The sequence below is a fragment of the Desulfovibrio subterraneus genome (genome assembly GCF_013340285.1).
In the GTDB taxonomy this organism is placed as follows: Bacteria; Desulfobacterota; Desulfovibrionia; order Desulfovibrionales; family Desulfovibrionaceae; genus Halodesulfovibrio; species Halodesulfovibrio subterraneus.
This window is the reverse complement of sequence record NZ_BLVO01000004.1, coordinates 200669-227095: the sequence shown is the minus strand read 5'-3', so window position 1 is coordinate 227095 and position 26427 is coordinate 200669. Positions and strand designations below refer to the sequence as shown.

The 26427-nt window shown below is 56.7% G+C and carries 26 protein-coding genes; 22 read left to right on the top strand and 4 right to left on the bottom strand.

Going from position 1 to position 26427, the window contains the following annotated elements; translation table 11 throughout:
- Nucleotides 1–181 precede the first annotated feature (181 nt).
- Nucleotides 182–1588, bottom strand: coding sequence for a 23S rRNA (uracil(1939)-C(5))-methyltransferase RlmD (rlmD, locus tag HUV30_RS01470; protein ID WP_174403621.1), 1407 nt, complete (start codon nucleotides 1586–1588; stop codon nucleotides 182–184).
- Nucleotides 1589–1768: 180 nt separating this feature from the next.
- Here rlmD and HUV30_RS01465 point away from each other — a divergent pair, with 180 nt between their 5' ends.
- Nucleotides 1769–1912, top strand: a complete 144-nt coding sequence (locus tag HUV30_RS01465; protein WP_174403620.1) for a hypothetical protein — start codon at nucleotides 1769–1771, stop codon at nucleotides 1910–1912.
- A 332-nt stretch (nucleotides 1913–2244) separates the two neighbouring features.
- Here the strand turns inward: HUV30_RS01465 and rfbA are convergent, their stop codons facing one another.
- The gene (rfbA, locus tag HUV30_RS01460; protein WP_174403619.1) at nucleotides 2245–3111 is read right to left on the bottom strand and encodes a glucose-1-phosphate thymidylyltransferase RfbA; all 867 of its coding nucleotides are present in this window, start codon (nucleotides 3109–3111) and stop codon (nucleotides 2245–2247) included.
- 454 nt (nucleotides 3112–3565) lie between these two features.
- On the opposite strand from rfbA, the gene rplU reads away from it, so the two are divergent.
- The 16 genes from rplU to HUV30_RS01375 all read left to right on the top strand — a co-directional run bounded on the left by rplU (nucleotide 3566) and on the right by HUV30_RS01375 (nucleotide 18778).
- A complete protein-coding gene (rplU, locus tag HUV30_RS01455; RefSeq protein ID WP_174403618.1) occupies nucleotides 3566–3874 on the top strand; it encodes a 50S ribosomal protein L21 in 309 nt (102 codons plus the stop codon).
- Between the two features lie 42 nt (nucleotides 3875–3916).
- Nucleotides 3917–4189, top strand: a complete 273-nt coding sequence (rpmA, locus tag HUV30_RS01450) for a 50S ribosomal protein L27 (protein ID WP_174403617.1) — start codon at nucleotides 3917–3919, stop codon at nucleotides 4187–4189.
- A gap of 155 nt (nucleotides 4190–4344) precedes the next feature.
- Nucleotides 4345–5445 carry a GTPase ObgE gene (obgE, locus tag HUV30_RS01445; RefSeq protein WP_174403616.1) on the top strand — a complete coding sequence of 367 codons (1101 nt, stop codon included), beginning with the start codon at nucleotides 4345–4347 and terminating at the stop codon, nucleotides 5443–5445.
- A gap of 38 nt (nucleotides 5446–5483) precedes the next feature.
- Nucleotides 5484–6626, top strand: coding sequence for a glutamate 5-kinase (gene proB, locus HUV30_RS01440; protein ID WP_174403615.1), 1143 nt, complete (start codon nucleotides 5484–5486; stop codon nucleotides 6624–6626).
- Nucleotides 6627–6652: 26 nt separating this feature from the next.
- The gene (thiD, locus tag HUV30_RS01435) at nucleotides 6653–7453 is read left to right on the top strand and encodes a bifunctional hydroxymethylpyrimidine kinase/phosphomethylpyrimidine kinase (protein WP_174403938.1); all 801 of its coding nucleotides are present in this window, start codon (nucleotides 6653–6655) and stop codon (nucleotides 7451–7453) included.
- A gap of 162 nt (nucleotides 7454–7615) precedes the next feature.
- Nucleotides 7616–8770, top strand: a complete 1155-nt coding sequence (locus HUV30_RS01430; protein WP_243452029.1) for an ATP-binding protein — start codon at nucleotides 7616–7618, stop codon at nucleotides 8768–8770.
- 23 nt (nucleotides 8771–8793) lie between these two features.
- Nucleotides 8794–9903, top strand: coding sequence for a response regulator (locus HUV30_RS01425; RefSeq protein ID WP_174403614.1), 1110 nt, complete (start codon nucleotides 8794–8796; stop codon nucleotides 9901–9903).
- Nucleotides 9904–10426: 523 nt separating this feature from the next.
- Nucleotides 10427–10708, top strand: a complete 282-nt coding sequence (locus HUV30_RS01415; protein WP_174403612.1) for a helix-turn-helix domain-containing protein — start codon at nucleotides 10427–10429, stop codon at nucleotides 10706–10708.
- Between the two features lie 17 nt (nucleotides 10709–10725).
- Nucleotides 10726–11118, top strand: a complete 393-nt coding sequence (locus tag HUV30_RS01410) for a hypothetical protein (RefSeq protein WP_174403611.1) — start codon at nucleotides 10726–10728, stop codon at nucleotides 11116–11118.
- A gap of 389 nt (nucleotides 11119–11507) precedes the next feature.
- Nucleotides 11508–11813, top strand: coding sequence for an isoamylase early set domain-containing protein (locus HUV30_RS01405; protein WP_174403610.1), 306 nt, complete (start codon nucleotides 11508–11510; stop codon nucleotides 11811–11813).
- A 98-nt stretch (nucleotides 11814–11911) separates the two neighbouring features.
- Nucleotides 11912–12661, top strand: a complete 750-nt coding sequence (locus HUV30_RS01400; RefSeq protein WP_174403609.1) for a hypothetical protein — start codon at nucleotides 11912–11914, stop codon at nucleotides 12659–12661.
- Between the two features lie 34 nt (nucleotides 12662–12695).
- Entirely contained in the window at nucleotides 12696–13520 is an 825-nt protein-coding gene (locus tag HUV30_RS01395; protein WP_174403608.1) for a GGDEF domain-containing protein, read from the top strand.
- A complete protein-coding gene (locus tag HUV30_RS01390) occupies nucleotides 13507–14295 on the top strand; it encodes a response regulator (protein ID WP_174403607.1) in 789 nt (262 codons plus the stop codon). The genes HUV30_RS01395 and HUV30_RS01390 overlap by 14 nt, the downstream gene beginning before the upstream one ends.
- Before the next feature lie 165 nt (nucleotides 14296–14460).
- On the top strand, nucleotides 14461–17373 hold the full coding sequence (locus HUV30_RS01385) for an insulinase family protein (RefSeq protein WP_174403606.1): 2913 nt from the start codon (nucleotides 14461–14463) through the stop codon (nucleotides 17371–17373).
- Nucleotides 17374–17451: 78 nt separating this feature from the next.
- Nucleotides 17452–17889, top strand: coding sequence for a Fur family transcriptional regulator (locus tag HUV30_RS01380; protein WP_174403605.1), 438 nt, complete (start codon nucleotides 17452–17454; stop codon nucleotides 17887–17889).
- A gap of 88 nt (nucleotides 17890–17977) precedes the next feature.
- Nucleotides 17978–18778: an Hpt domain-containing protein gene (locus tag HUV30_RS01375; protein WP_174403604.1), complete on the top strand. Its 801-nt coding sequence runs from the start codon at nucleotides 17978–17980 to the stop codon at nucleotides 18776–18778.
- Here the strand turns inward: HUV30_RS01375 and HUV30_RS01370 are convergent.
- Together HUV30_RS01370 and HUV30_RS01365 are read right to left on the bottom strand one after the other, a co-directional pair.
- Nucleotides 18775–19425 carry a response regulator gene (locus tag HUV30_RS01370; RefSeq protein WP_174403603.1) on the bottom strand — a complete coding sequence of 217 codons (651 nt, stop codon included), beginning with the start codon at nucleotides 19423–19425 and terminating at the stop codon, nucleotides 18775–18777. The two genes, HUV30_RS01375 and HUV30_RS01370, sit on opposite strands and share 4 nt — an antisense overlap.
- Before the next feature lie 431 nt (nucleotides 19426–19856).
- The gene (locus tag HUV30_RS01365; protein ID WP_174403602.1) at nucleotides 19857–20882 is read right to left on the bottom strand and encodes an ABC transporter ATP-binding protein; all 1026 of its coding nucleotides are present in this window, start codon (nucleotides 20880–20882) and stop codon (nucleotides 19857–19859) included.
- 294 nt (nucleotides 20883–21176) lie between these two features.
- On the opposite strand from HUV30_RS01365, the gene HUV30_RS01360 reads away from it, so the two are divergent.
- The 5 genes from HUV30_RS01360 (at nucleotide 21177) to HUV30_RS01340 (ending at nucleotide 26388) form a co-directional block, all read left to right on the top strand.
- Nucleotides 21177–22271, top strand: a complete 1095-nt coding sequence (locus tag HUV30_RS01360; RefSeq protein ID WP_174403601.1) for a tetratricopeptide repeat protein — start codon at nucleotides 21177–21179, stop codon at nucleotides 22269–22271.
- 518 nt (nucleotides 22272–22789) lie between these two features.
- The gene (locus HUV30_RS01355; RefSeq protein ID WP_174403936.1) at nucleotides 22790–23671 is read left to right on the top strand and encodes a branched-chain amino acid ABC transporter permease; all 882 of its coding nucleotides are present in this window, start codon (nucleotides 22790–22792) and stop codon (nucleotides 23669–23671) included.
- Nucleotides 23668–24675 carry a branched-chain amino acid ABC transporter permease gene (locus tag HUV30_RS01350; protein ID WP_174403600.1) on the top strand — a complete coding sequence of 336 codons (1008 nt, stop codon included), beginning with the start codon at nucleotides 23668–23670 and terminating at the stop codon, nucleotides 24673–24675. Before HUV30_RS01355 ends, HUV30_RS01350 begins: the two co-directional genes overlap by 4 nt.
- Complete coding sequence (locus HUV30_RS01345; protein ID WP_308480853.1) at nucleotides 24668–25633, top strand: ABC transporter ATP-binding protein; 966 nt, start codon at nucleotides 24668–24670, stop codon at nucleotides 25631–25633. Before HUV30_RS01350 ends, HUV30_RS01345 begins: the two co-directional genes overlap by 8 nt.
- Nucleotides 25634–25635: 2 nt before the next feature.
- The gene (locus HUV30_RS01340; RefSeq protein WP_174403599.1) at nucleotides 25636–26388 is read left to right on the top strand and encodes an ABC transporter ATP-binding protein; all 753 of its coding nucleotides are present in this window, start codon (nucleotides 25636–25638) and stop codon (nucleotides 26386–26388) included.
- The last annotated feature ends 39 nt before the right edge of the window (nucleotides 26389–26427 follow it).

Here is a 26427-nt window from a genome sequence, read left to right as displayed (position 1 = left end):
TATGGCACACTCCCGGGGTTTTTGGGATGCGGAATGATGTTTGCCTTCCCGTACAACAGTTTTTCGCTTTCGTCCATAAGGGGTTATGCGTTTGTATGCCTTCCCCCGCACATATCCGCTCAATCCGTTCAAATCGCACAGACCCGCACAGGAAAAGGGTCCTTGCGTTGCCGGAAGCCGGCTAACCGCGGCGGGTAAGCAGTACGATATTCTCCACGTGCGGCGTGTGGGGAAACATGTCCACTGGCTGCACTTCGCTGATGTCATAGTGTTCGGTCAGCAGGCCTATGTCGCGTGCCTGCGTGGCCGGATCGCACGCAATGTGCACAATGCGACTGGGGGCCAGTTTTGCAATGGCGGCTACTACATCAGGGTGCATGCCGCCTCTGGGCGGGTCGGTGATGAGTACGTCAGGAGCCTGTTGTTCGCGCTCCATGGTGTGCCGTACATCTCCTGCATGAAAAACGGCATTGGTGATAGCGAGATTCTCAGCATTCTCTGCAGCGGTGCCGACAGCAGCTGCGGAAATTTCAAATCCGACAAGGCGCTTTGCCCGCATGGCAGCAGCAAGAGACAGTGCGCCCACGCCGCAGTACAGGTCCCAGACTGTTTCGGTGCCGGTAAGTGCAGCCAGTTGCAGTGCCTTGGTATACAGGGCTTCTGCAGCTCTGGTGTTGGTCTGGAAGAAGGAATCGGCTCCGCCGATATTCAGAGGCATGGTTTGCCCGTCAATCGTAAGTGTTTCGGAGAGTGTCCGGGGGCCTTCTGAAAAGATGATGTTCTCGCCATAGGCCACCTGCGTCTTGGAGGTGCGGGTGGAATGGACGAAGCTTGTCTGACCGTCAGTTTCGCGTTTCAGAGCATCTGCCAGTTCCTGCACCATTGTGTTGCGCTGGCCTGTGGGAGACCAGTCCGGTGTGGTGATGAGCTGCACCAGGGTCTGGTTGCCGGGCATGCTATGCTGCTTGGTTTCTCGGACAACGAGAAAACGCAGATACCCTTTGCCGCTGCGCTGGTCATAGGCGTTGAGCAGCTTGTGGCTGTTGGCCCATGCGCGTACCTGCTGGACAATGGCAACCGTGCGGTCGGACTGCAGGTGACATTCGGTGATGTTGATAATGGAGTGGGAGGCGCTTCTGCGCAGTCCCAGATGAACCACATCTCTGCCTTGCAGAAAGGCGAACTCCATTTTGTTGCGGTAGTGGAGGCGGTCGGGTGAGGGGATGGTCGGCCGGGCCGTGATTTGTTCCGAACCGGCAATGCGGTGGATGGAATCTTCCACGAAGCGTCGTTTCCAATCCAGCTGTTCTTCATAGGGCAGGTGCTGCCAGTGGCAGCCGCCGCATAACCCGAAGTGTTTGCAGAAGGGCTGTATTTCCGTTTCGTTGCGAACGAGCACACGCTCAAGGTCAGCTTCGGCGAAGCGCTTTTTGGTGCGGATGATGTTGGCAAGCACTGTCTGACCGGGAAGCCCCCTGTTTACGAAGACGACCATGCCGTCGTGGCGGGCAATGGCCTGACCGCCGGTTGCAAGGGAGTGTATGGTGAGTTCCAGCGTGGTGCCGGCAGATATTGTTTCGGGGGACATTGGGGCTCCGTAATCGGTAGGTTGTGTCAGGCACGGCGCGTGTTCGGGCCGTGCTGCGGCGTCATCGTATGGCACGTATTTGTGCTCAAAATCACAATTTGATTCTTGACTTTTACGCGAATTGCGGCAACTACTTTTTCTGCAGGTTTTACATGTAATGATTGAGAAAAGGAGCTGAGTATGGTTGCCGAACTCTTTGAGAATATGATGCACTCCACCCCTCAGGGCATGGTGGGTGTGAGCCTCATCTTCATCTATTTCGTGATCATCGTTTCCACTGCATTCTACCGCATCAAGAAGGGCGACCACCTCGATCATCATTAAGATCGGTTGCGGCTGTGGGCGGCCGCAGGTTGATCTGATCGGGTTGTGGTTCCAGTTGCAATTGTGGCAGAGCGGCCATCGTAAGGGTGGCAGGGCCGGATATGACGAGGTTCGTGGGCGAACTGATGTTGTGTCAGCCTCTATGCTCTGACATGCTGTGGGTCAAGAATTTTTGAAGGCCTGTTCCGTTTTGCACGGGACAGGCCTTTCTTTTTGGAAAAGTCTGTGCCGGTCAGGGGTGGTGAACTTTGATTTGCTGTCCGCTGCCGTCCTTGCCACATGAGGGCCGGTTGCGACGTTCAGCCGACGGGACAGAGCAGAGCGTATCCGTATTACCCCTGCACGACATCCATAAGATATTGGCCGTAGTCGTTTTTGAGCATTGGCTTGGCCAGTTCCGCCAGTTGCGCATCGTTGATGTACCCTTTGCGATAGGCAATTTCCTCAACACAGGCGATCTTGAGTCCCTGTCTGTCCTGAACGGCGCGCACAAAGGCGGCAGCCTGATGCAGGGATTCGAAGGTGCCGGTATCCAGCCATGCCACGCCGCGTCCGAGCAGTTGCACGTCCAGCTTGCCCTGTTCGAGATATACGTTGTTGAGGTCGGTTATCTCCAGCTCGCCACGGGCGGAGGGGCGGAGCGAGGCGGCAATGTCGGCCACGTTGTTATCATAATAATAGAGGCCGGTGACGGCGTAGCGCGATTTTGCCACGGCGGGCTTTTCTTCGATGCTCAGTGCCTTGAAGGAGGCGTCGAACTCCACAACCCCGTATCGTTCGGGATCGCGCACCTTGTAGCCGAAGACGATGCCGCCGTCGGTCAGTTCCGCGCTCTGCTCCAGAATCGTTGAAAGGCCGTGTCCGTAAAACAGGTTGTCGCCAAGCACGAGGCATACGGGCGAGTCGCCTATGAAGTCCCGGGCAAGAATAAATGCCTGAGCAAGACCGTCCGGGCTGGGCTGTTCAATGTATTCGAAAGAGAGTCCGAGCTGCTTGCCGCTACCGAACATGTCGCGGAAACGGGAGAGGTCCTTGGGGGTGGAGATGATGCATATTTCCCTGATTCCCGAAAGCATGAGCACGGAAAGAGGGTAATAGATCATCGGCTTATCAAAAACCGGCAGCAGCTGTTTGCATACGCCGTGAGTGATCGGATAAAGCCGGGTGCCGGAACCGCCCGCAAGGATGATGCCTTTCATGAAGCGCCTCATGTGGTGCAAGTTAAGCCAAAGGGAAATGAGCCAGAAGCAATCATTATATTGAGAGCTGGCGGAAAAAGCAAAGGAATTGGGGATTGAAAGGGGTCCGGGGAGAATAAGCCTTGGGGGAGGGCTTTGGTGCGGTACTTCTCCCCGGACACGAGATGAGACACACTCAAGGTCTTTTTTACATAATTGCTGTTGCGTGTCACTGGAAAAGTGTATCTTGCTGTTATAAAACTTTGTAAGGTGTGGCAGGGGCGGGAATACGTGGGGAGAAAAGCATAATATCGGACGAAGTCTTGCGAAAACGCTTGCAAGGTGATTACCCTTGTGGTAGCGGAAGCGGTTCACTTTTTGTGAGACTTTATTGCAACAAACGAGATGAATTTGGGTTGACTTTTCCTGATGAAAGAGGGTAAGTCTCCCTCTCTCTTTCTATGGAGGAATATATATGTACGCGATCGTCGAAACGGGCGGCAAGCAGTTCCGTGTTGAAGAAGGTGGCAAGATTTTTGTAGAAAAGCTTGCAGCTGAAGCCGGCAGCGAAGTCGTTCTCGATAAGGTTCTTATGGTTGGCGGCGACAAGTTCGCTGTAGGCGCGCCCTATGTGGCTTCCGCCAAGGTTACCGCTGAAGTTCTGGAGCATGGCCGCGGCGAGAAGATCATTGTCTTCAAGAAGCGCCGTCGTCAGGATTCCCGCAAGAAGCAGGGGCACCGTCAGGAATTCACTGCTCTCAAGATCAAGGGCATCCAGGCCTAGATTTTACGGGCCGAGTAATTTTTTTCTGTCAGGAGATACGTCATGGCACATAAAAAAGCTGGTGGTAGTTCCAGAAACGGACGCGATTCCCAGGGACAACGACGCGGCATTAAGCGTTTTGGCGGTCAGATCGTTCTGGCCGGCAACATTCTTGTTCGTCAGGTCGGCACCAAGGTGCATCCCGGCGAGAACGTCGGCATCGGCAGAGACTTCACCCTCTTCGCCAAGGTCGACGGCGTGGTTAAGTACGAAAAGTACACCCGCAAGAGAAAGGTAAAGACCCGCGTGAGCATCGTTCCCGCAGTGGCTGAGTAACCTTTTTCAGCAAAGTCGGAACTGGGCGAAAGTCGCTATGCGTCTTTCGCCCATTTTTTTAGGCGGCCGGTGGCCGCCGCAATGCTTTCTTGTACGGAGGCCGATCGTTGTGTTAGGCTTTCGTACATCTTCACTAAGGAATGTAGGCAAATATCATGCGTTTTGTAGATGAAGCCACCATTACCGTGCGCGCCGGCAAGGGCGGCAACGGCTGTCTGTCTTTCCGGAGAGAAAAGTTCATTCCCCGCGGCGGTCCCGACGGCGGTGACGGCGGCGCGGGCGGCAACGTCTTTCTGCGCGGTTCCACCAAGCTGCTTTCGCTGTACGACTTCCGTCTCAAGCGCAACTACGGTGCAGAGAACGGGCGTCCCGGTCAGGGGAGCCAGATGTTCGGCCGCAAGGGCGATGATCTGATCATCGATCTGCCTGTGGGTACCCTTGTGTTCGAGGTTGACGAAGACGGTCACGAAACCATGATTGCCGACCTTTCCGAACCTGACGTGAGCATTCTTATTGCTCAGGGCGGACGTGGCGGACACGGTAACGAATTTTTCAAGTCTTCCACCATGCGTGTTCCCCGCTTTGCCCAGCCCGGCGAAGAGGGCGAATACAAGCGCTTGCGCCTTGAACTGAAGATTCTTGCAGACGCAGGTCTGCTCGGTCTGCCCAACGCGGGCAAGTCCACCTTTATTTCCAAGGTTTCCGCAGCCCGTCCCAAGATCGCCAACTATCCGTTTACCACCATCACCCCCAATCTCGGCGTGATGATTCATGAAGTGGATAACGACAAGCGTCTCGTCATTGCGGATATTCCCGGCCTCATCGAAGGGGCGCATGAAGGGCAGGGGCTTGGCATCCGCTTCCTCAAGCATGTCGAGCGCACCCGTTTTCTCGTGCATATTCTCAGTGCGGAAGACATCAATATCGAGAACCCGTGGGCCGGTTTCGACCTCATTAACGAAGAGTTGGTGAAGTTCGATTCCGTTCTGGGTGAGCGTCTTCAGTTGCAGGTTATCAACAAGATAGACCTTGTGGACGAAGAATTTGTCGAAGCTCTGAAGAAGAAAGCAGCCGAAGACGGCCGCAAGATGTATTTCATGTCTGCCCTGCATGGCGAGGGTGTCGAAGAAATCGTCGAAGAGATGTGGCGTATTCAGGAAACTGTAGAGCGCCATGCCCCGATCAATTCTGCCCGCGACTGGGTGGAAGAAGTGGACGACGAGGAAGAAGTGGAAGTGATCTGGACCCGCGAATAGCGGGTCTATGTACAACACCCAGCCGTACGGAATTGGACATGGATTGGAAACAGGAGCGCGAACAGGTTCTCAACAGCGCGAAACGGGTGGTTGTAAAGGTGGGCAGTGCTGTGCTCACCACCGGCCTTGGCGTGGATATCAACATCGTGCGCAGTCTTGCGGGGCAGCTTGCCCAGCTGCATGACAGAGGCACTGACGTTGTGCTTGTTTCTTCCGGTGCCGTGGCAACGGGCAGAAACGTGCTGCGTTCCTGCTGCGAGATCAAGGGCATGCCCGACAAGCAGGCTGCTTCCGCCATCGGCCAGAGTCGCCTCATGCATTTCTATAATGAGGCGTTTGAAGAGCACGGCAAGCTTTCTGCACAGATTCTGCTTACCCGAGACGATCTCAAGAGCCGACACAGATTCCTCAACGCCCGCAACACCTTTGCCTCGCTGCTGCAATGGCGGGCCATCCCCATTGTCAACGAAAACGACACCGTCTCCGTGCGGGAGCTCGAATTCGGCGACAACGACAGCCTTGCCTCGCTGCTGATCAACGTGGTGGAGGCAGATCTCTACGTCAACCTGACTTCAGCTTCCGGCGTGTATGCGGACAACCCCGACAAGGTGGCCAATCCGCGTCCGCTTGAGGTTATCGAAGACCTGCACGATCTGGATCTTGATGTCATGTGCGGCGGCAAAACCTCTGTAGGCACCGGCGGCATGTATTCCAAATTGCTGGCCGCCCGTCGTGCCGCGCAGCTCGGGGTGCCCACCCTCATTCTTTCCGGCCGTGAACCTGAGGCCATTGTCCGCGCCTTTTCCGGTGAAATGCTGGGGACATGGATATGCCCCGAAGCCAAGGCCGTTTCACGGCGCAAATTCTGGATGGCCTACAACGGCGATCCTTCCGGCGTGCTGGTGGTGGACGACGGTGCCGTCAAGGCGCTTGCCGAGCGCGGCAAGAGCCTGCTGCCTGCCGGTATCGTGCGGGTGGAAGGCAACTTCCAGCGCGGCGCACTTGTGCGGGTGAGCACGGGGGATGGTGTGATCATCGGCGTGGGGTTGTGCAACTACACGGCGGCAGACCTGCGCAAGGTGCTCGGCATGAAGAGTGCCGACCTGAAGGACGTTCTTGGTGACAACCAGTATCCCGAGGCCATACACAGAGACAACCTGCTCATGGATGTGGTGGTCTAGCTATGAAGGAGACAGCCGGCATGCAGATGAAAACTCCGCCCTGTGTCCTGACCATTGCAGGTTCCGATTCCGGCGGTGGAGCAGGTATTCAGGCTGACATTAAGGCAATGACTGTGCTCGGCGGCTTTGGCATGAGTGTCATCACCGCCCTTACAGCGCAGAACGGGCTTGGCGTTACCGGCATACATGCACCGGAGCCCGAATTTGTGGCCTTGCAGCTTTCCACTGTGCTGGAAGGGTTTCCCGTTGCGGCTGCCAAGACCGGCATGCTGTTTTCGGCTCCCATCATAGAAGCCGTGGCAGACTGCCTTGCAGCCAAGAATTTTCCGCTGGTGGTGGACCCCGTATCCGTGAGCCAGAGCGGGCATGCCCTGCTCAAGCCCGATGCGGTGGAAGCACTGAAACGGCGCATTCTGCCCATTGCGGACCTGCTTACGCCCAACCGCCCCGAGGCCGAAATGCTTGCGGGTATGAAAATTGATACAGAAGAGGATGTGGCAGAAGCCATCCGCCGTATTCTGGATATGGGGCCGAAGGCTGTTCTGCTCAAGGGCGGGCATTTCGAAGGCGGCTCCACGTTGGTGGACTGGCTGGGCGAACCCGGCAAGGCCCCGCGTGCGCTGCCTCAGTCGAGGGTGGACACCGTGAACAATCACGGGACCGGCTGCACGCTGTCAGCTGCCATTGCCACATGGCTTGCACACGGATGCGTCATGGAAGAAGCTGTGGTGCGTGCACAGCAATATCTGCATCTGTGTCTGGAAAAGAGCTATACTCCCGGCAAGGGAGCAGGGCCGGTAAACCATGCTGCGCCGTATATGGGGTAGCGTCCTGTTCTGAGTATTTGTTGAAATGGCCCGCCGCAATGGCGGGCTTTTGCATTTTTGGCATATTCGATGGCTTGGATTTGTAACGCGAATAGGGTAGGAGTCACCCTTAGACGGCGGGGCAACCCGCTTACCCGCCAACGATAGAGAACGGAGAAGTGTATGACAACGGTGCTGCCAACCAGATTTGCTCCGGCCGAGCGTGCCGAATCGGATGTTCTGCTCAAGCAGGCGTCCATGTTCAAAGGCAATCCCCTTGTCTCGCTACTCGATTCAGTGACTGACCTCATCATGATCCTCAACAGCTACAGGCAGATTGTCTATGCCAACAGGAATCTGCTGCATCTGCTCGATATGCAGGATGCGCGTGAGATCATCGGCATGCGTCCGGGTGAGCTGTTCAGTTGTGAACATGCCGGTTGCGTCCCCGGCGGATGCGGCACTTCCGAGTTCTGCCGCAACTGCGGCGCGGTGAAGGTCATCATGTGTGCTCTGGGCAACGGAAGAACTGAGGATGAATGCCGCCTCACCCAGCGCAAGGGTGACGCCATCTATGCCTATGATCTCAAGGTGGTGGGCAGCCCTGTTTTTCTGGAAGGGGAGCGGTATGTCACTTTCGCCATCACCGACATGAGTCACGAAAAGCGCCGCAGAGCGCTCGAACGCATCTTTTTTCACGATATCCTCAATACCGCTGGCGGATTGCGCAATCTTGCCCGTATGGTGCTTGAAGAAGTCCCCCTCAAGCTCAAGGACGAAACGCTGCTGCTTCACAAGTTTTCCAGTGAACTTGTGGATGAGATTATGGCCCAGCGCGTTCTGCTGGCGGCAGAGAATGAAGAACTCAGTGTGGACCCGCAATCTCTGCGGCCGGGCGAGGTGCTGCGGACCGTCTGTGAACTCTATGCCTCGCATGAGGTGGGCGAGGGCAGGCGCATAAGCGTTGAAGAATCTCTCTGTGACGTGGCTTTCATCTCTGACCCCACCTTGCTCAAGCGGGTGCTGGCCAATCTGGTGAAGAACGCCCTTGAAGCAACACCGCGTGGCGGGGAAATCCGCCTCGGATATTCCGTGGGAGAGAGGGAACTTCTTTTCCATGTCTGGAACGCTTCGGTCATACCTGCAGAATCCCGTTCGGCGATTTTTCAGCGATCTTTTTCCACCAAGGGAGTAGGCAGGGGGCTTGGAACATACAGCATAAAATTGCTCGCCACCAACTACCTGAAAGGTGATGTGTTTTTTACGACAAGCGAGACTGCGGGAACACGCTTCACAGTGCGTCTGCCCATGAATCTCGCGCAGCTGGCGGCGGCATAATCCGATCGCCAAGGGGTACGCATATGCAATCCCTGCGCATTCTCATTGCGGAAGATGATAAGCTGAGCGCAACACTGATCAAGGTGCTGCTGGAGGCTGAAGGGCACGTTGTTTGCGGTGTTTCGAGCAGCGGTGCCAGTGCTGTCGAGGCCGCGAGATCCATGATGCCCGATGCGGTGCTCATGGACATTTTTCTCAGCGATGAGATGTCGGGAGTAGAGGCTGCTCGTGTTATCGTGAGGGAGCTGGCCATACCGATACTGTTCATCACCGGCACATCCGACAAGGCCCTGCTGGAACAGGTGGTGGAAAGCGGAGGCCTGGGGCTAATCAAGAAGCCGGTCAGTGCAGACGAGTTGCGCGTAAACCTGAGCATTCTGCAGCACCACCAGGCCATGAGTCTCAGCCTGCGGGAGCAGGCTGCCCGCTACAAGAGTTTTTTTCACGATTCTCCTGCGGGTATGTATGTTGCTGACTCGCAGGGGAGCATACTGGAATGCAACTCGGCCTTGGCCCGTATGCTCGGCTTTGAATCTTCCCGCCAGATGCATGAGGCCGTTACCGAAGCCGACAGTCTGTATGAAGCGGCAGATCACAGAAGCATGATTTGTTCGCGGATGCACAGTTCTTCCGAATCCAGGCCGTATGCGGTCCGCCTGCGCAGGCGGGACGGAGCGTTTCTGGATGCTCTGGAATTTGTCCAATGTACAAGCGGTATGCATGGGGGAACAGGCCGTTATCATTCCGTACTTGTTCAGACCCGTGGACTGGGAGACGCCGCTGCTGCCGAGCTGCAGGTGCTGCGAAGCACAATAGACGCCATCCCCGATATGGTGGTCATCATGGGGCGCGACAGGTCGGTGCTGGCTGCCAACAAGGCTTTTTTCCGGCATGTGGGAAGTGAAGACGGTGCAATAGACCCGCACAAGTTTCCGTTTGCGGGTACCGGCTCCCATTGTTCAGGAGATTGCCCCTTTACCCGTTTTGTGGCGGACGGCAAGGTGCATAGCGGTTGGATTCGTTTTGTGCCTGAAGGTCCGGAATTTTATAATACGGTCACGCCGTTGCGCAGTGCGGACGGTTCCCTGCTGGGGTGCGTTCAGGTGTTCAGGCTGGTGCCTCCGGGCAGGTAGATTCTGTTTTTCCGATCAGTCATGTGAGTTGTGGCCCCGCCTTGATGGCGGGGCTTTTTTTGTGGGCTCTGCTAGCTCAAATAAGCTTGGTGCATCAGAAAAGCACATGGATGCAGCAGGCTATATGCAGATGAGCATCAATACGCTGTGGTGCAATGCAGCGGGCCATTCCGTGTTGTCATGGCACTCGGGAGGTGCTTGTGGGCCTGAGTGTGTCAGATATGTCGGTGATATGTCCTGATTTGGTCTGACCGTGGTTGGCAGAGTCTGGAAGGGTCTGAACAGTTCTGAAGTGATAGAAATGTGGTCAGGTGTTGCCCAGTGTTGATTATAGTTGATTATTGCATGCAAACAAGGTTTATGGGCGCATTGTTGACAATAGTTGATTTCAGGTGGTAATGGCTCTGTGTAGCATCTGATAACCATAGCTTGGTGAGTTGAGAGGACATATCCCCCAGTCGTGTGATCCTCATTGTGTTGCTGCTCGTGCCAAGGCTGATTTGACAAGGGTTACTGCGCAACAATGACCAAACAGACGTACACATTGGGTGAGGCGGCCGATTTGTTGAGCTGCCACAAGGAGACCATCCGCAGAGCCATCAAGGATGGGACGCTGCGGGCTGCCAAGCTGGGAAGAGGGTATCGTGTTTCACGAGCCGATTTGGAAGCGTTTTGGAGTTCCATGGGCGGCGGCGCTCTGTTTGAAAAGGCGGAGCAAATGATCGAGCCGGAGCCGGAACCGGAACCGGTGCCGGAAAAGCCGAAGAAACCCAAGGGGCCGGAGCAGCTAACACTACCCACCTAAGTACAGGAGGAACGGGTATGAGCAATGAACAGGCTAAAGCCGTGATGGAGGAAGTAACCCTGCTGAATGATGTCGGGGCCGACATTACGTTCAGGGGCAGATTGTACTCCGAGAGCTCATACTATGATGAAGAGACCGGCGTAATGACCCGTCAACGGTTGTATGTGACCGATCAGAACCAGCAGGTGTATTCCATCGTCACCAGTGACGGTGTGAACAAGGATCGTCGCGTATATCTGCTGCAGGTGGATGGCGAAATGTGCCGTATCAACAACGGGCTTTTCGATGTCACCGTGCAGCTTGACCTGCTCATGACGGCTGTGAAGGGGCTTTGTGGGCTGGATGGTTCCGGCAGAAGCGAAGAGTTTCTGCAGTCGCTGGAACAGACGCTCAAGGCTGCGAATCAGTAGCCCCATCAGTCATTGTCGGGTCCTCCGCGAGAGCGGGGACCAGTGTCTCGCCGGGCGGCAAGTGCGGTGCCGCCTAACAGCTTGCCGGTGGTAGGCTGGTCTTTTCTGGTCTTTTTCCAGTAGCTTGGTTTTGTTTGAGTTTTCTGTCATCCTGATGCGCCTTCCGGCGCATTTTGTGTTTCTCCATCCCCCTGTCCGGCCTGTTCTTTTGCAGATCAGGTCGTTTTCTTTTCTTCTCTTCTTTTCTTCTCTCCGGGGTGTTATCCATCCCCGTTTACAGAGTTTTCTCCGAAATGGAAAAATAATGGGTTCGGCATGGAAACGTATTCCGAGCTGGTGTATGGTGGCCTTAACCTATTTATAAAGTCTCTGTCCGCGAGGAGAAGAATATGTCTTTGAACAAGCAGTTTCTGAAAAGCCGTCCGGTGTGCAAGGTTAAGTTCCAGCTGGCGAAGGACGAGGTGAACGGGTGCGACGAAGTATTCGTTGTCGGCGATTTCAACAGTTGGGATGAAAAAGCCTGCCCTATGAAAAAGGGCAAGGATGGTTCATTTACAGTTCTGGTTGAATTGGAAGCAGGTAAGGATTACCGGTTCCGCTACCACTGCGGGGGCCAATGGTACAACGATGCCGATGCGGACAGGTTTGAATTCTGCCCGTTCGCCATGGCGGATAACTCGGTTATTTCGCTGTAGTAAATCCAGCTCCGGCTTGCCAATGCGCCAGTGGTTCTGTATTCTATTAAGAATACAGGATAAGACTCGTATTGTCTTTCGGGGGTTGGTGCCTGCCTATGTCTGAATTGCAGAATGATTTTGATATTCTGGAGCTGCCTCTGGAGGGCGTTGCGGCCTATTGGCTTTCATTGAAAAAGCTGGTGGGCAGTAAGCGCAATTTCAAAGCGCTGGAGGAAGAAGCCCGCTATACGACGGAACCTTTTGTCCGGCATCTGCTTGATATCGGATTTTGCGGGTACTCCGATGAACGGGTACGCTTGCTGGCTCATGCCAAGATGGAAACGCAGCTCAGCGAGTATGCCCGCCGTTTCAATCTCATGCGTATTGCCATTCTGGACGTGGCAACCGGCGAAAATCCGCACAGAACGCTTGCCAAACTGCTTGCGCAGTTTCCCGTTCCCCCTATCACCGAAGACAAGGCCAAGGCGCTGTCGCAGGAACTGCTCAAGCTGGTGCCGGAACATCAGGCAGGGCAGGAGCGCTTTTTCGATGTGGGGCACAAGTCGCAGGACGACAAACTCATTGTGACCTTGCTTTTCTATGTGCTGTTGTCCCGCCATGAAAGCAAGACGGGCTGCCAACCGCTTCTTTCCTATGTTTCATCACGCTACTTCCGCGAAGGGTTGTCCATGGTCATAGACGGTTTTGACGCACCCTTCGTCAGAAAATGGCTTAAGGAGCACAAGTCTGTGGTTCTTGCCGAAACGCAAAAGAAAATGCTCATGTCCACTGAGATGAGCATCGCCATAGCAATGCGTCTGGAGTATGATGATGTGTTCAAGGTGGCGCGATCCTATATGCGTTAAGGTGTCTTGATGAATCCTGCGGAATGGAGGAGCGATGCGTTTTCTGATGGCCGGAATCGATACTCTAAGGGATTTTTTCGGCATTTCGAGAACGCGTCTGAAAAGGCTGCTTCAGGGATGTGTGCTGGGCATCGGTGCGCCGTTTGGCTGGCTCTGTCTTTCCGCTTTGCTTGAACTGGATGCGGCTGCCCCGTATTATTGGCTCTGGCTTTATGGATACATGGGGCTGGGTACCATCTGTGTTTTCGCCGTATTCGGCTACATTGTCGGCAGGCACGAGCAGCGCTTTGCCGAACTCAGCTATATCGACTCCCTCACCGGCCTTTGTAATCCCCGTTATTTTCAGCACCGCTTCAGACAGGAAATAGCTCGCAGTGTCCGTCAGCGCACGCCGATCTGCCTTGTGATTGCGGATATAGACCACTTCAAGCGTGTCAACGATACGTACGGACACCAGATGGGAGATGTTGTGCTCCGGGAGTTCGCCGGAATGCTGAAAAGTGTTGCGCGTGATTCCGATATGGTTGCGCGTGTCGGGGGAGAGGAATTCGCCGTTCTGCTGCCGGATACCGATGCGGAAGGCGGACGGATTGTGGCGGAGCGTATGCGTTTGACCATACAGCAAACTCCCATCAAATTGGCTGGAGAACAGACCGTCCAGATAACCGCATCATTCGGCGTGTCTTCCCGCGAGGGCAGGAACGTATGGCCGGATGCCATTTATGCTCTGGCGGATAAGGCGCTTTATGCAGCCAAAGCAGGCGGGAGAAACAGGGTGGTTGTCATGCATCAGGATTCGTCGGAATCATCCGTCCAAAAACATGATGAAACGGGGGGAGAGGATAATGCCGCTTTCTGACAGCCCCCTTCGGGCCTTGAATATTCTCGTTGCCGACAGCAGTCTGCTTAATCGCAGGATACTGGCGGCCATGCTTGAACGGCGCGGGCATTCCGTGCAACTGGTTGCTGACAGCCGTGAACTGCTGTCCGAGCTTCTGCACAATGTGTACGATGTTCTGGTCATGGATGTGACCATGCCGCATATGGACGGCGTGGAGGTGACAGAGGCCATCCGTTCTTCGGTGACGGACAGGGTTGATGCCTCTATTCCGGTCATTGCGCTTGCGGATGCCAAGGGAGAAGACGACAGGGAACGCTTCATCAAGGCCGGAATAGACGGCCTGCTGATCAAGCCGGTGCGCATTACGACTCTTTTGCAGACAGTGCGCGATGTCATGGAGCACAAGGGGCGTCAGGTTGCACCGCGTTCCGAGTCCGAGATTGCCCGGCAGAAGGATGGCCGCATGCGCGAACTTGACTTCATCTTTTCCGAGTTCGGCCTGGACCGTGACGATGTGTTCAGCCTGTATGCTCTGGTGAAGGAATCACTGCCCCGGGAATTTTCAGCGCTCAAGGTGGCGGCGGAAGAAGGTTGGCTTGGTGAGGTGGCGGATGTGGCCCACTCGCTGGCCGGTTCCGCGCTTGATATTATTTCGGAAGGCCCCGCGCTGGTGGCCCGTGAAATGGAACACGCCGCCCGCAATGGCGACCTGCAGGAGGTGCGTCTCCTGTATGCGGAAATGGAACCGCAGGTATTCAGAGTGTACGCCGAGCTGGAACGACTTGTCGGATAACGGGCAGGCGTTTCCTGCACGGGGAAAGGGGTTTTGCCGTGCAGCCCCTTGTCTACGGCAATACCGTGTACTATGTAGGCTGAACAATCTTTTGCAAATACATCATGCGGGGAGCTTTGCGGTATCCCCGCTTCTTTACTCTTTTTGGCTATCCGGAGGATATGCATGACCAAGATGTACGGATTTGAGCTTGTGGATGAACAGCCGGTAGCGGAGCTTTCTTCCGTGGCAAGACTGTGGCGGCACACCGTGACTGGCGCTCAGCTCCTTTCCATGGTCAACAGTGACGAGAACAAGGTGTTCGGGGTGTCGTTCCGCACTCCGCCGCAGGATTCCACGGGCGTGGCCCATATTCTGGAGCACTCCGTGCTGTGCGGTTCCGAAAAGTATCCCGTGAAGGAACCGTTTGTCGAACTGCTCAAGGGATCGCTGCAGACCTTTCTGAACGCCTTCACCTATCCCGACAAGACCTGCTACCCCGTGGCCTCCACCAATCTTCAGGACTTCTACAATCTTGTGGACGTCTATCTGGATGCCTGCTTTTTCCCGCGCATCACCGAGGCCATTTTCCAGCAGGAAGGCTGGCACTACGAAGTGGATGGCGAAGACAGGCAGCTGAGCTACAAGGGTGTGGTGTTCAACGAGATGAAGGGCGTATACAGCTCGCCCGACAGCGTGCTCGGCGAGCAGTCGCAGCAGTCGCTGTTCCCCGACATCACCTACGGGCTTGATTCCGGCGGCAATCCTTCCGTCATACCCGACCTGACGTATGAGCAGTTCCATACCTTCCACGAAACGTACTACCATCCGTCCAACGGCCGGTTCTATTTCTGGGGCGATGATCCGGAAGAAGAACGCCTTGCCATTCTGGGCAAGCTTCTCGACCGGTTCGGTCCGCTCAAGGTGGATTCCGCCGTGCCGCTGCAGCCTGCATTTGATGCGCCGCGTTCCATTGTCACGGGCTATGCCGCCGGTCCCGCGCAGGATGACGAGGACAGGCGCGGCATGTTCACGGTGAACTGGCTGCTGCCGGAAACCGTGGAAGTGGAGTTGAACTTTGCCTTCCAGATGCTGGAGCATATCCTGATAGGCATGCCTGCCTCGCCGTTGCGCAAGGCACTGATCGAATCAGGTCTTGGTGAAGATCTTTCCGGTGTGGGTCTGGAATCGGAACTGCGCCAGATGTATTTCTCCACCGGTCTCAAGGGCATTGATCCTGAAGATGCCCCCAAGGTTGAAGCGCTTATTTTTGATACCCTGCGCGAACTGTCTGAAAAGGGCATAGATAAGGCCTGCGTGGAAGCTGCCGTGAACAGCGTTGAGTTCTCCCTGCGCGAGAATAATACCGGCCGTTTCCCTGTTGGTCTGGCCGTGATGGTACGCTCGCTCTCCACGTGGCTGTATGACGGTGATCCGCTGGCTCTGCTGGCCTTCGAAGCTCCTCTTGCTGCCTTCAAGCAGAGGCTTGGTGCCGGTGAGCGTGTGTTTGAAGAGCTGATCACCTGCGCCTTCCTCACCAACAACCACAGGAGCACGGTGCTGCTCGTGCCTGATGAGGCATTGCAGGAAGCACGCAGGAAGGAAGAGGAAGACCGCCTTGCCGGTGTGCGCGGTGCGCTTGATGCGCGTGCCCTTGAAGAGATTGAAGCCACAGCTGACACGCTGCGGGCTCTGCAGGAGGCGCCGGACGATCCCGAGGCCGTGGCAACCATTCCCCGGGTGACCAAAGCTGACCTGCCTCTCGTCAACAAGCCCATTCCCGCAGAGTTTTCCGAACTGGCGGGTGTGCGCGTCATGACGCACGATCTGCCCACGGGCGGCATTGTTTACGCCGACCTTACCTTTGACGTGCAGGGCATGGATGAAGCCATGCTGCCCTATGTGCCGCTGCTTGCGCGCTGCTTCACCGAAATGGGAACAGCCAGAAGAGACTTTGTGGAACTGGGCATGCGTATTGCGGCCAAAACCGGCGGCATTGAAGGCGACATGCTCATCACCACCTCGCTGCAGGACCGTTCGCCCGTGGTGAAGCTGCTGGTGAATGCCAAGGCGACTACGGAGAATGCCGAATCCCTGTTCTCCCTGATGAGCGAAGTGCTGCTCGAAGGGCGGCTGGATGACAGGGAGCGCTTCCGCTCCATTCTGCTGGAAGAAAAGGCCCGTGCCGAAGAGCAGCTTGTTCCGGCCGGTCACTCCGTGGTGATTTCCCGCCTGCGGTCTCACTTCGGCATGGCGGGCCGTGTGAGCGAGCTGACGGACGGCATAGCCTATCTGCAGTTCCTGCGTCGCCTTGTTTCCGGTTTTGATGCGCAGTGGGCCGACATTCTCTCGAACCTTGAGGCCGCGCGCGAAATGCTGATCCGCCGTAATTCGGCATTGCTGAATATTACCGTGGATGATGCAGGCTGGAACCGCATTGCTCCCCACGCCAAGGCGTTTCTGGCAGCACTGCCGGAGCGTGAGCAGGCCGGTGCCGTGTGGTCGTTCACGCCTTCATCTCAGCACGAAGTGTTCGCCATTCCCGCACAGGTCAACTATGTGGGCAAGGCGGCCAACCTGTATGATCTCGGCTATGTCTATCACGGCTCTGCCAATGTGATTTTCAAGCATCTGCGCATGGGCTGGCTGTGGGACAAGGTGCGCGTGCAGGGCGGGGCATACGGAGCCTTTGCGGCGTTTGACCGTGCCGGTGGCACCCTTGCCCAGGTTTCCTACCGCGACCCCAATCTGCTCAAAACGCTGGATGTGTATGATGCTTCTGCAGAATACCTGCGCAACGTGCATCTGAGTACCGATGAGCTTGAAAAGGCCATTGTCGGTGCCATAGGCGAGCTGGATGCCCACCTGCTGCCCGATGCCAAGGGAGCTGCGTCCATGACCCGCTACCTTACGGGTGATACTGAAGAGCGTCGCCAGCAGATGCGCGAAGAGATTCTCGGAACAACCCTTGACGATTTCAGGGCATTCGGGGCTATTCTTTCCGAAGCGGCCGCTCAGGGCGTGGTATGCGTTCTTGGTGGTGCAGGCGTGAAGGAAGCTGCAGCGGAAAAGGGTTGGCAGCTTGCCGATCTTCTCTAGTGTATCTGGCCTGTTGCGCTTTTGGCGCAGGCGGGGTACCATGCCGCGTCAATCTCACTCCATACGGGAAGAGCGTCAATGAAGGAAGCGTTACAGGTTTTTACTGAGTATATAGCCAAGAACGGACTGAAGGTGACCCCTCAGCGTTTACGCATTGTAGAGGTCTTTCTTCGGGAAGCCGGACACCTGACCACGGAAGAATTGTACGAACGGGTCAAGGTTGTCGACGGTTCCGTAGGGCAGGCCACCGTATATCGGACCATGAAGCTGCTCTGCGATTCCGGCATAGCGAAGGAAGTGCACTTCGGCGACGGTGTGGCCCGGTATGAGCAGAAGTATGGGAGTGAGCACCACGACCATCTTATCTGCGAAGCCTGCGGCAGGAATCTTGAAGTCATAGACGAAGAGATCGAAAGACTGCAGGAGGAGCTTGCCGAACGGCACGGGTTTACACTCACAAGTCATCGAATGTACCTATATGGTGTATGCGAGGATTGCAGAACATCCAAAAAATAATACAATGTCAGGGCGGGTGCCGAAAGGTGCCCGCCCTGTTTCGTTGTTTCCCTGTTCCCCAGTTGTCCGTCCATTCACTGGAGCACACATGCCCGAACTGGAATCCCGGCCTGTATCTCTTTCTCTGCCCGTTGTGCTGGCTGACCCGCTGGAGACCAACCGTGCCTTGCTGACCCTGTGGATTCAGGCTGCGGCTGAGGAACTCGGCATACGTTGTGATATTCAGGCGTTTGCCGGTCTTCCCGCCAGTTATGAAAACGCTGCGTACGGCGGGACTGCTGTAATCGGTGAAGCCGGCGTGACCGGAGGAATCGGCAGACCCGGCGGACCCTGTGGATGGGGTGGAGTGATTATGCTCTCCCCCTTGCTTGCCGCCTCATGGAATCCGGGTGCGGGTATGCCGGACCATGTGCTCTGGGTGCACGGCGAGATTCCTCCCGAAATTGCGGCTGGCATAGCCGGTGATGTATCGAACAGGCTTTCTGGTGCACGCAGTATACCATGGCCCGTGAAGCAGGGCGGTATGAGAAGAATTCTGGCGGAAGCGGCCATTCTGTACGGTGCGGCCGGAACTGCAGGCCCCGATGCGCCCTTCGGCCAGCCGGTGCCTTTGCTGTTGCAGCCACTGGTTCCGCGTCTTGTGGAATCGGTCTGCGAACTGTGGGTGCAGTGCGGGCAGTATCTTGATACTGCCGATCATGCAGAGGCCATACGGGCGGCGCATTCGCTCAAGGGCGCAGCGCTGTCGTTCGGGCAGCGGTTGCTTGCTGAATGTGCGGGATGCCTGATGGATGCGCTGGAAAAGGGCAACGCGCAGGAAACGGAGCGCTGCCGGTCGCTGATGGACAGAGTGGTGCAGATGTCTGCAGAGATAGGGGGAGAAGGCTAGAGTTCTTCCAGCAGGCCGTGGTCCATGGCAAAGGATACAAGCGAAGCTGTGGTGGAAACGGCAATTTTCTTTTTGAGGTTGGCCTTGTGCTTTTCCACGGTCTTGTGGCTGATGCACAGCGTTTCCGCAATGGCCTTGTTGCCCATGCCGCCGGCAATGAGCTTGAGAACCTGCTGCTCCCGTGTGCTCAGGGTATCCAGCGTGCTTTTCTGGGATATGGCCCCTTCCCTGCGATACTGTTCTACCAGATGGCCTGAAAGGTCGGGGCTGATATAGGTCTTGCCGAGCAGCACGGATTCTATGGCTTTTACCAGATCCTCGCAGTTGGCCTTCTTGAGAACATACCCGTCCACCCCCGCGTTCAGCGACTTGAAGAGCATGCGGTCCTTGGTGTCCGCAGTCAGCGCTATGATCTTGGTGTTGGGGTAGCTTTTCTTTATCTGGCGGATGGCGTCCGGCCCGTCCATATGGGGCAGGTGCAGGTCCATCAGAACAACGTCCGGTTTTTTCTCGGCTGTCATACGCACGGCCTCGAGTCCGTCCGCAGCTTCGCCGATAATGGTGAATCCTTCCCGCGCAGAGAGCAGAGCACGCAGCCCCTGACGGACAATTTCCAGATCTTCAACCAGAAGTATGCTTGTATCCATTTGTATCTCTTCGACCTATTTTCGCGCAGAAAAGAGTAAGGCGTTCTAAGTAATTATGCTGGATTCACTTGATAATGTAAAGAAATGTTGCAAAGTGGGAAAAACCCTACCTCAAAAAGTGGGGTTTTACCTAATAGCACAGAATTTCAAAAAGGTGCAGAAAGCAGAGGACGGAGATGGCTGCCGAGGGCGGATGCCGCATAGCGCATGTGTAGACCATATGCGGGCCGGGTCCGCAGGCCGGGTGTCTCTTCCGTTATTTTCTGCAGGTGGCACGCTTCAGGTGACTGAAGCATTTTGGGGCGATCCTTACTACCCTTGGAGGGTAGTGAAAAGGGCGGTTATATACCGCCCTTTTTTTATTGCTGAGTCATGGTCTGGGAGACGGGCTGAATCTGCCGGTAGTTCCAGACTGACAGGCTGCGCGTGTATCAGGCATGCAGCCAGCAGCGTACCTGATGTGTTTCCGAGGCGGCTATAAGGCCGGGTTCCTCGTTGTGGCAGCGATCAAAGGCATGCGGGCAGCGGTCGTTGAATTTGCAGCCGGGGGGCAGGTTGTGCAGTGAGGGGACAGTTCCGGGTATGGCCCTGAGCGGTTTGCGCAATGCGCCATGACTGGCAAGCCTGAGGGGATGCTCAGGCAGTGATTGCAGCAGCCCCTGCGTGTAGGGATGAAGAGGCGTGTTGAACAGGTCGTGCACGGGTGAATGTTCCACGATTCTGCCTGCGTACATGACAATCACGTCTTCTGCCGTTTCCGCCACCACGCCAAGGTCGTGGGTTATGAGCATGAGCGCGGAGCCAGTGCTTTGCGACAGGTCCTTCATGAGATCCAGAATCTGCCCCTGAATGGTGACATCCAGCGCGGTGGTCGGCTCATCCGCGATGATGAGCTTGGGGGAGCAGGCAAGGGCAATGGCTATCATCACGCGCTGGCGCATGCCGCCGCTCATCTGGTGGGGGTATTCCTCCGCACGCCGCTCCGGTGCCGGAATGCCCACTTTGCGCAGGAGTTCCACTGCTTCGTTCCATGCGCTTTTTCTGTCGGCTGTTCTATGCAGGCGAATGACCTCGGCTACCTGTTCTCCCACTTTGAAGACGGGGTTAAGCGAGGTCATGGGCTCCTGAAAGATCATGGAAATATCGTTGCCGCGTACCGAGCGCATTTCCTTTTCCGTGAGCTTGAGCAGGTCTTTGCCCTCGAAGAGGACGCTTCCTGCCACGGTTTCTCCCGCAGGCAGAGAAAGCAGGCGCATGATCGAGAGGGCGGTAACGCTTTTGCCGCAACCGGATTCTCCCACTATTCCCAGTGTTCTGCCCGTTCTCAGAGTGAAGCTGAGAGCGTCCACGGCGGTTACCGTTCCCCGCGTTGTGTGAAACACGGTGGTCAGGTCGCGGACATCCAGCAGCGGCGTCCGGTCGTTCAAAGACGGAACCGTGGCGGGGCTGTGGGGCATGGGGGACTCCTTTGGCGGTGCTAGTGACAATGTATGTGCGGTGTTGGTGCGAAGTTCGCGCAATGTTCATGCAATGTTCATGTGGTTGCGGCCTTGCGCTCATGCTGTTTTGCACACACCGGCATAAATCCGCAAGGGTGTTCCCTGTATCGGAAAGAGCGTGAGGGTGATTTTTCTCCAATTCATCCGCGACATCGCCTTGATATGGCCGGAAAAACCGCTTACTCTTTCTCATGTTATGCATTGTTCACTGCATGTGGGGTAGCGGCCTTTTGCGTGAGGCACGGGGGAAATATGATGCGATTGAGGGAGAATGCACCCAAGGTGGTGCTCGTGACATCCCGCAAGGAACATGAAGAGCAGGACAGGGCGGCTATTTCCCGTCAGCGCCTGACTCTGGGAGCCAGCTTTGCCTCCGGGCTGGAGGCGTTCGGCTATCTGTGCTCCAACCCCTGCGACATCATTCTCTGCGATAATAACATCGGCGACATGGACAGCCGCAGTTTTCTGCGTCTGCTCAAGAAGAATGCCACCCTCAAGCAGATTCCCGTGGTCATGGTGACGGCGGAAAACGACCGCAACGCAGTGCTCGATGCCATTGCGGCAGGATGCGCCGGATACATTCTGCGGCCCTATTCCGTGGACACCTTCGAGCGGCATGTGGGGACGGCGCTCAAGCTCACCACCTTCACCGAAATAGAAGAACAGCAGATCAGCGATGCCAAGCAGCTGCTCGCCATGGGCCGCTACGACGATGCCATCGAGGAATTTGAAGAAATTATCGCCCTGCACGACGAGGCGCAGCAGTATTACGACATGGGCTGCCGTTACCTGCTCAGGCAGAAGTTCGGCAAGGCCATTGTCTCCTTCAACAAGGCCATCAAGATCAACGAATTGTTTGCCGAGGCGTATCAGGGGCTTGCCGAGGCCTTCCGCGGCAAGGGCGATATGGATGGGTATGAACGCTACCTGAAAAAGGCGGCAGATACCTATGCCCAGTTTGACCGGCTGGAAGAGGTGAAGGAACTGTTCATCGAAATCCTTAAGGTGGACAGCACCGCCATTAATCCCTTCAACACACTCGGGGTGCGGCTGCGCAGAAACGGTGATCTGCAGGGAGCCGTGCGGGCCTATCAGCAGGCGCTGGAGATATCGCCGGGAGACGAGAACATTTATTTCAACCTCTCCAAAGCCTACTATCTGCTTGAAGAGCGGGACAAGGGCATGGAGGCTCTGGTCACGGCGCTGCGCATCAACGGCGGCTTTGACGAGGCACGCGACCTGTACGGCCGTATGGTCGGTCAGCCGTGGACAGGGGACGGGTTCGACGAGCTTGTGGACAATGTCGGCCGTTCCCGTGAGGGGTCGGATTCGATTATGGACGTGTGATGATACAGTCCCGTTTCGGGGGGCTCCAGGGTAATGAAAAATTTCGCTTTCAGGAATTCAGATGCCCGTTAAGCCGGAACTAAGGTCCCAAAACGGTTTTTTATCGCGTATCCGAGGTGCAGGAACGGTAGGTTCCTGCCCGCCGGAGCCAAAAAATACCAGAAATGACTTTATCGGCAGTCTGCTTCCCCGCTCCGGCGGGGATTTTTTATGGATTGCGCGTATCCGCAGCTTTGGGCAGGGAAAATGTCCTTTCGTCATCATCGAAGTTGACAAAAGGGTAAAAAAGAAGCGAGATTGGCCCCTCGCCGAGTTTATTTACCCGCTGTTGACGGGCTGCAACGGGTCATACCGCTGCAGAAGGAACCGGCTGCGGCGGTCTGCGGACCTGTGCGGAAATGCGCAATGCTGCGCATGCTCCCGCGGGTGTGTCGGGTCCTGTGACTTTGGGATTCCCTGTCTGCATCGGCAGGGAAGGAAACAAGGCGCGGGCATCACTCTTGATGGCGGTTGATATGATGGATGCATCCAGTTTTCTGCAATACCTCTTTTCCGGCCTGACCGTGGGGGCCACTTATGGGCTGACCGGTCTGGGCTTCACCATCATTTTCAATACCACCGGCCTCATCAATTTTGCACAGGGTGAGTTTGTCATGCTGGGCGGCATGCTGGCCGTCATCTGTCAGGCTGCTCTGGGGCTGCCGCTGCCTGTTTCGGTTGTGCTGGCCGTGCTCGGCGCAACGCTGGCGGGAGCTCTGGTTGAACGGCTTGCCATACGTCCTGTGCGCAACGCGCCGCCCATAAACCTTGTGATCATCACCATAGGCATTTCCATTCTCATCCGCAGCATTGTGATGCTGTTGTGGGATAAGGATACGCATACGCTGCCGCATTTTTCAGGAACGCAGCCCATCATGGTGGCAGGTGCAGCCCTGATGCCGCAGAGCCTGTGGATTCTGGGCATTTCTTCCGTTGTTCTCTATGCGCTGCGGACCTTTTTCCGCAAATCTATTTTCGGCAAGGCCATGCTCGCCTGCTCATACCAGCGCAAGGCCGCATGGCTTGTGGGCATAAGCGTTGAGCACATGGTGCTGCTCTCGTTCATGATTTCGGCCCTTGTGGGGGCTGTGGGCGGGGTGATTCTTGCACCCATGACCATGACCTCGTTCGACGTGGGCATACTGCTGGGGCTCAAGGGCTTTGCCGCCTGCATACTCGGCGGGCTGGGCAATCCCTTTGGTGCGGCCGCAGGGGGGCTGATGATCGGCGTGCTGGAATCCTTCGGAGCAGGTGTCATTTCCTCGGCCTACAAGGATGCGTTTGCGTTCATCATCCTGTTGCTGCTGCTCTTTGTCCGGCCTTCCGGCCTGTTCGGCAAGGCGGAGGTGAAGCGCGTATGAGCCGCAACGGAATCCTCTCCCGTCTTGCCGGTGGTTCCGCGCTGCCGGTGGGGCTCTTTTTCGCGGCCATGCTCTGCATGCCCTATGTGCTTCCCAACCCTTACTATGTAAGCACCCTCACGCTGGCCTGCATCAATGCCATTATCGTGGTGGGGCTGAACCTCCTGCTCGGGTTTGCGGGGCAGATATCGCTCGGGCATGCGGCATTCTACGGCATAGCCGCCTATGCCACGGGCATTGCCACCGCAACCTACGGGCTTTCCATGGGTACGGGGTTTCTCATCGCCGTGGGGCTTGCCGCCGCCGTGGCGCTGCTTGTGGGCATTCCCACCCTCAAGCTCACAGGCCATTATCTGGCCATGGGCACGCTCGGCTTCGGCATTATCGTTTACATCTTCTTTAATGAATCCATTGAGCTTACGGGCGGGCCTTCCGGCATGGTGGGCATTCCCCGCCTTGCCCTCTTCGGGCGTGAGCTGTGGGACGATACGGAATATTTCTATGTGGTGGCAGCGGTGCTCAGTCTGGTGCTGCTGCTCTCGCTCAATCTTATCCGGTCGCGCTTCGGGCGGGCTCTCATGGCCATTCACACCAGTGAAAAGGCCGCCATGTGCATCGGTGTGGATATTGCCCGCTACAAGCTGTTCGTCTTTGTGCTGTCCGCAATCTATGCGGCTGTGGCGGGATTTCTGTATGCCCATTATCTGGGGTTTGTGGCCCCTTCCTCCTTCGGCTTTCACTTCTCCGTCCAGCTTATCGTCATGGTGGTTGTGGGGGGCATGGCCTCTGTCTGGGGGGCTGTCGCCGGTGCCTTTTTCCTCACGGCGCTGCCGGAGTTCCTGCGCGTGTTCGAGAGTGTGGAAACGCTGGTCTATGGCGGCCTGCTCGTGCTGTGCATGATGTTCATGCCGCATGGGCTGGCAGGCGGACTGACCACGCTTGTCAGAAAGATGCGGCGCAACGGACAGCGGCCGACCGCACCGGAAGGAGACTCCCATGTCTGATGTCATGCCAGACGCTATGCCAGACGCTATGCCCAAGGTCATGCCCAAGGTCATGCCTGACGTCATGCCTAACGTCATGCCTAACGTCATGACTGACGTCATGCTGCACTGTGCAGATGTGGGGGTGCGCTTCGGCGGTGTGAAGGCGCTGGATGGCGTATCCTGCGTGCTGGCCGAGGGGCAGATAACGTCCGTCATCGGCCCCAACGGTGCAGGCAAGACAACCCTGCTGAACGCCTTTACGGGCATGGTTCCCATGACCTCCGGCAGCATATCGCTGCGGGGGGAACGGGTGGATGCGCAGCCGCCGCATGTGCGCGCAGGCAAGGGCATTTTGCGCACGTTCCAGAACCTTGAAGTCTTTACCAACATGACAGTGCTGGAAAACGTGATGGCCGGTCGCCACCGCAAGGGCGCATACGGCGTGCTGGATGCCTTTTTCAAAACGCCGCGCTACCACCGCGAGGAGCGGGAATGCAGAGAGGCGGCCATGCGCGCGCTGGAATTTACGGGCATTGCGGAGATGGCCTCTTTGCCTGCGGGCGAGTTGGCGTATGGGAACCAGCGTCTGCTCGAAATGGCCCGCGTCATTGCCGCCGAGCCGGAACTGTTGCTGCTGGATGAACCGGCAGCAGGGCTGAACATGCGGGAAACACGCGAGCTGGGGACGCTCATACGGCGCATGCGCGATGAGCTTGGCATTACCGTGGCCCTTGTGGAGCACGACATGGAGCTGGTCATGGACGTCAGCGACATGATCTACGTCCTGTGCTTCGGCGAGTTGCTGGCTTCGGGCACTCCGCTGGAAATACAGCGCAATCCTGCCGTCATTGCCGCGTATCTGGGAACTGATGACGAAGACTATCCGGATGGCGATGCGGACGACGATGCGGATGACGGTGCGGATGACTGTCCGGCCCCCGACGACAGCGCTGAAGAAACCGGCAGGGAGGCATAACCATGCTGCGCTTGCGGAACGTGGACCTTGCCTACGGGCGCATACAGGCTGTCCGCCGTGCTTCGCTGCATGTGGGCAAGGGCGAGATCGTGGCGCTGATAGGGGCCAACGGTGCGGGCAAGACCACCATGCTCACGGCGGTATCTGGGCTTATGCGACCTGCCTCCGGCAGTATTGAATTTGACGGCAGAGACATCACCCGCGCACAGGCCGATGCCATAGTGCGGGCCGGTGTATCCCATGTGCCGGAAGGGCGGCTGGTTTTCGGCCCGATGACGGTGGAAGACAACCTGCTGCTCGGTTCGTTTACCCGCCACAGGCTGGGGCGCAGAACGGATGTGCGCCCGGAGCTGGAACAGGTCTACGCCATGTTTCCCCGCCTTGAAGAACGCCGCCTGCAGGCTGCCGGCACGCTTTCCGGCGGTGAACAGCAAATGGTGGCCATAGGACGCGCGCTTATGGCTAAACCGAAGATGCTGCTGCTGGATGAACCGGGCATGGGCCTTGCGCCGACGGTGACGAAGGAAATTTTCCGGTATATTCTCAAGCTGCGCGATGCCTTGGGGCTAACCGTGCTGCTGGTGGAACAGAATGCCCGTGCCGCGCTGCGCATTGCCGACAGGGGCTACGTGCTTGAAACCGGACGCATTCTGCTGCAGGGGCCTGCAGGGGAATTGCTGGCGAACAATGACGTGCAACGTGCCTATCTGGGGCGCGATCTTGACCGCGAAATACAGCCGGAGCAGGGTGCGTAACAGCGCCATAACCGGAGTTCCGGAACGCACAGGGGTGAC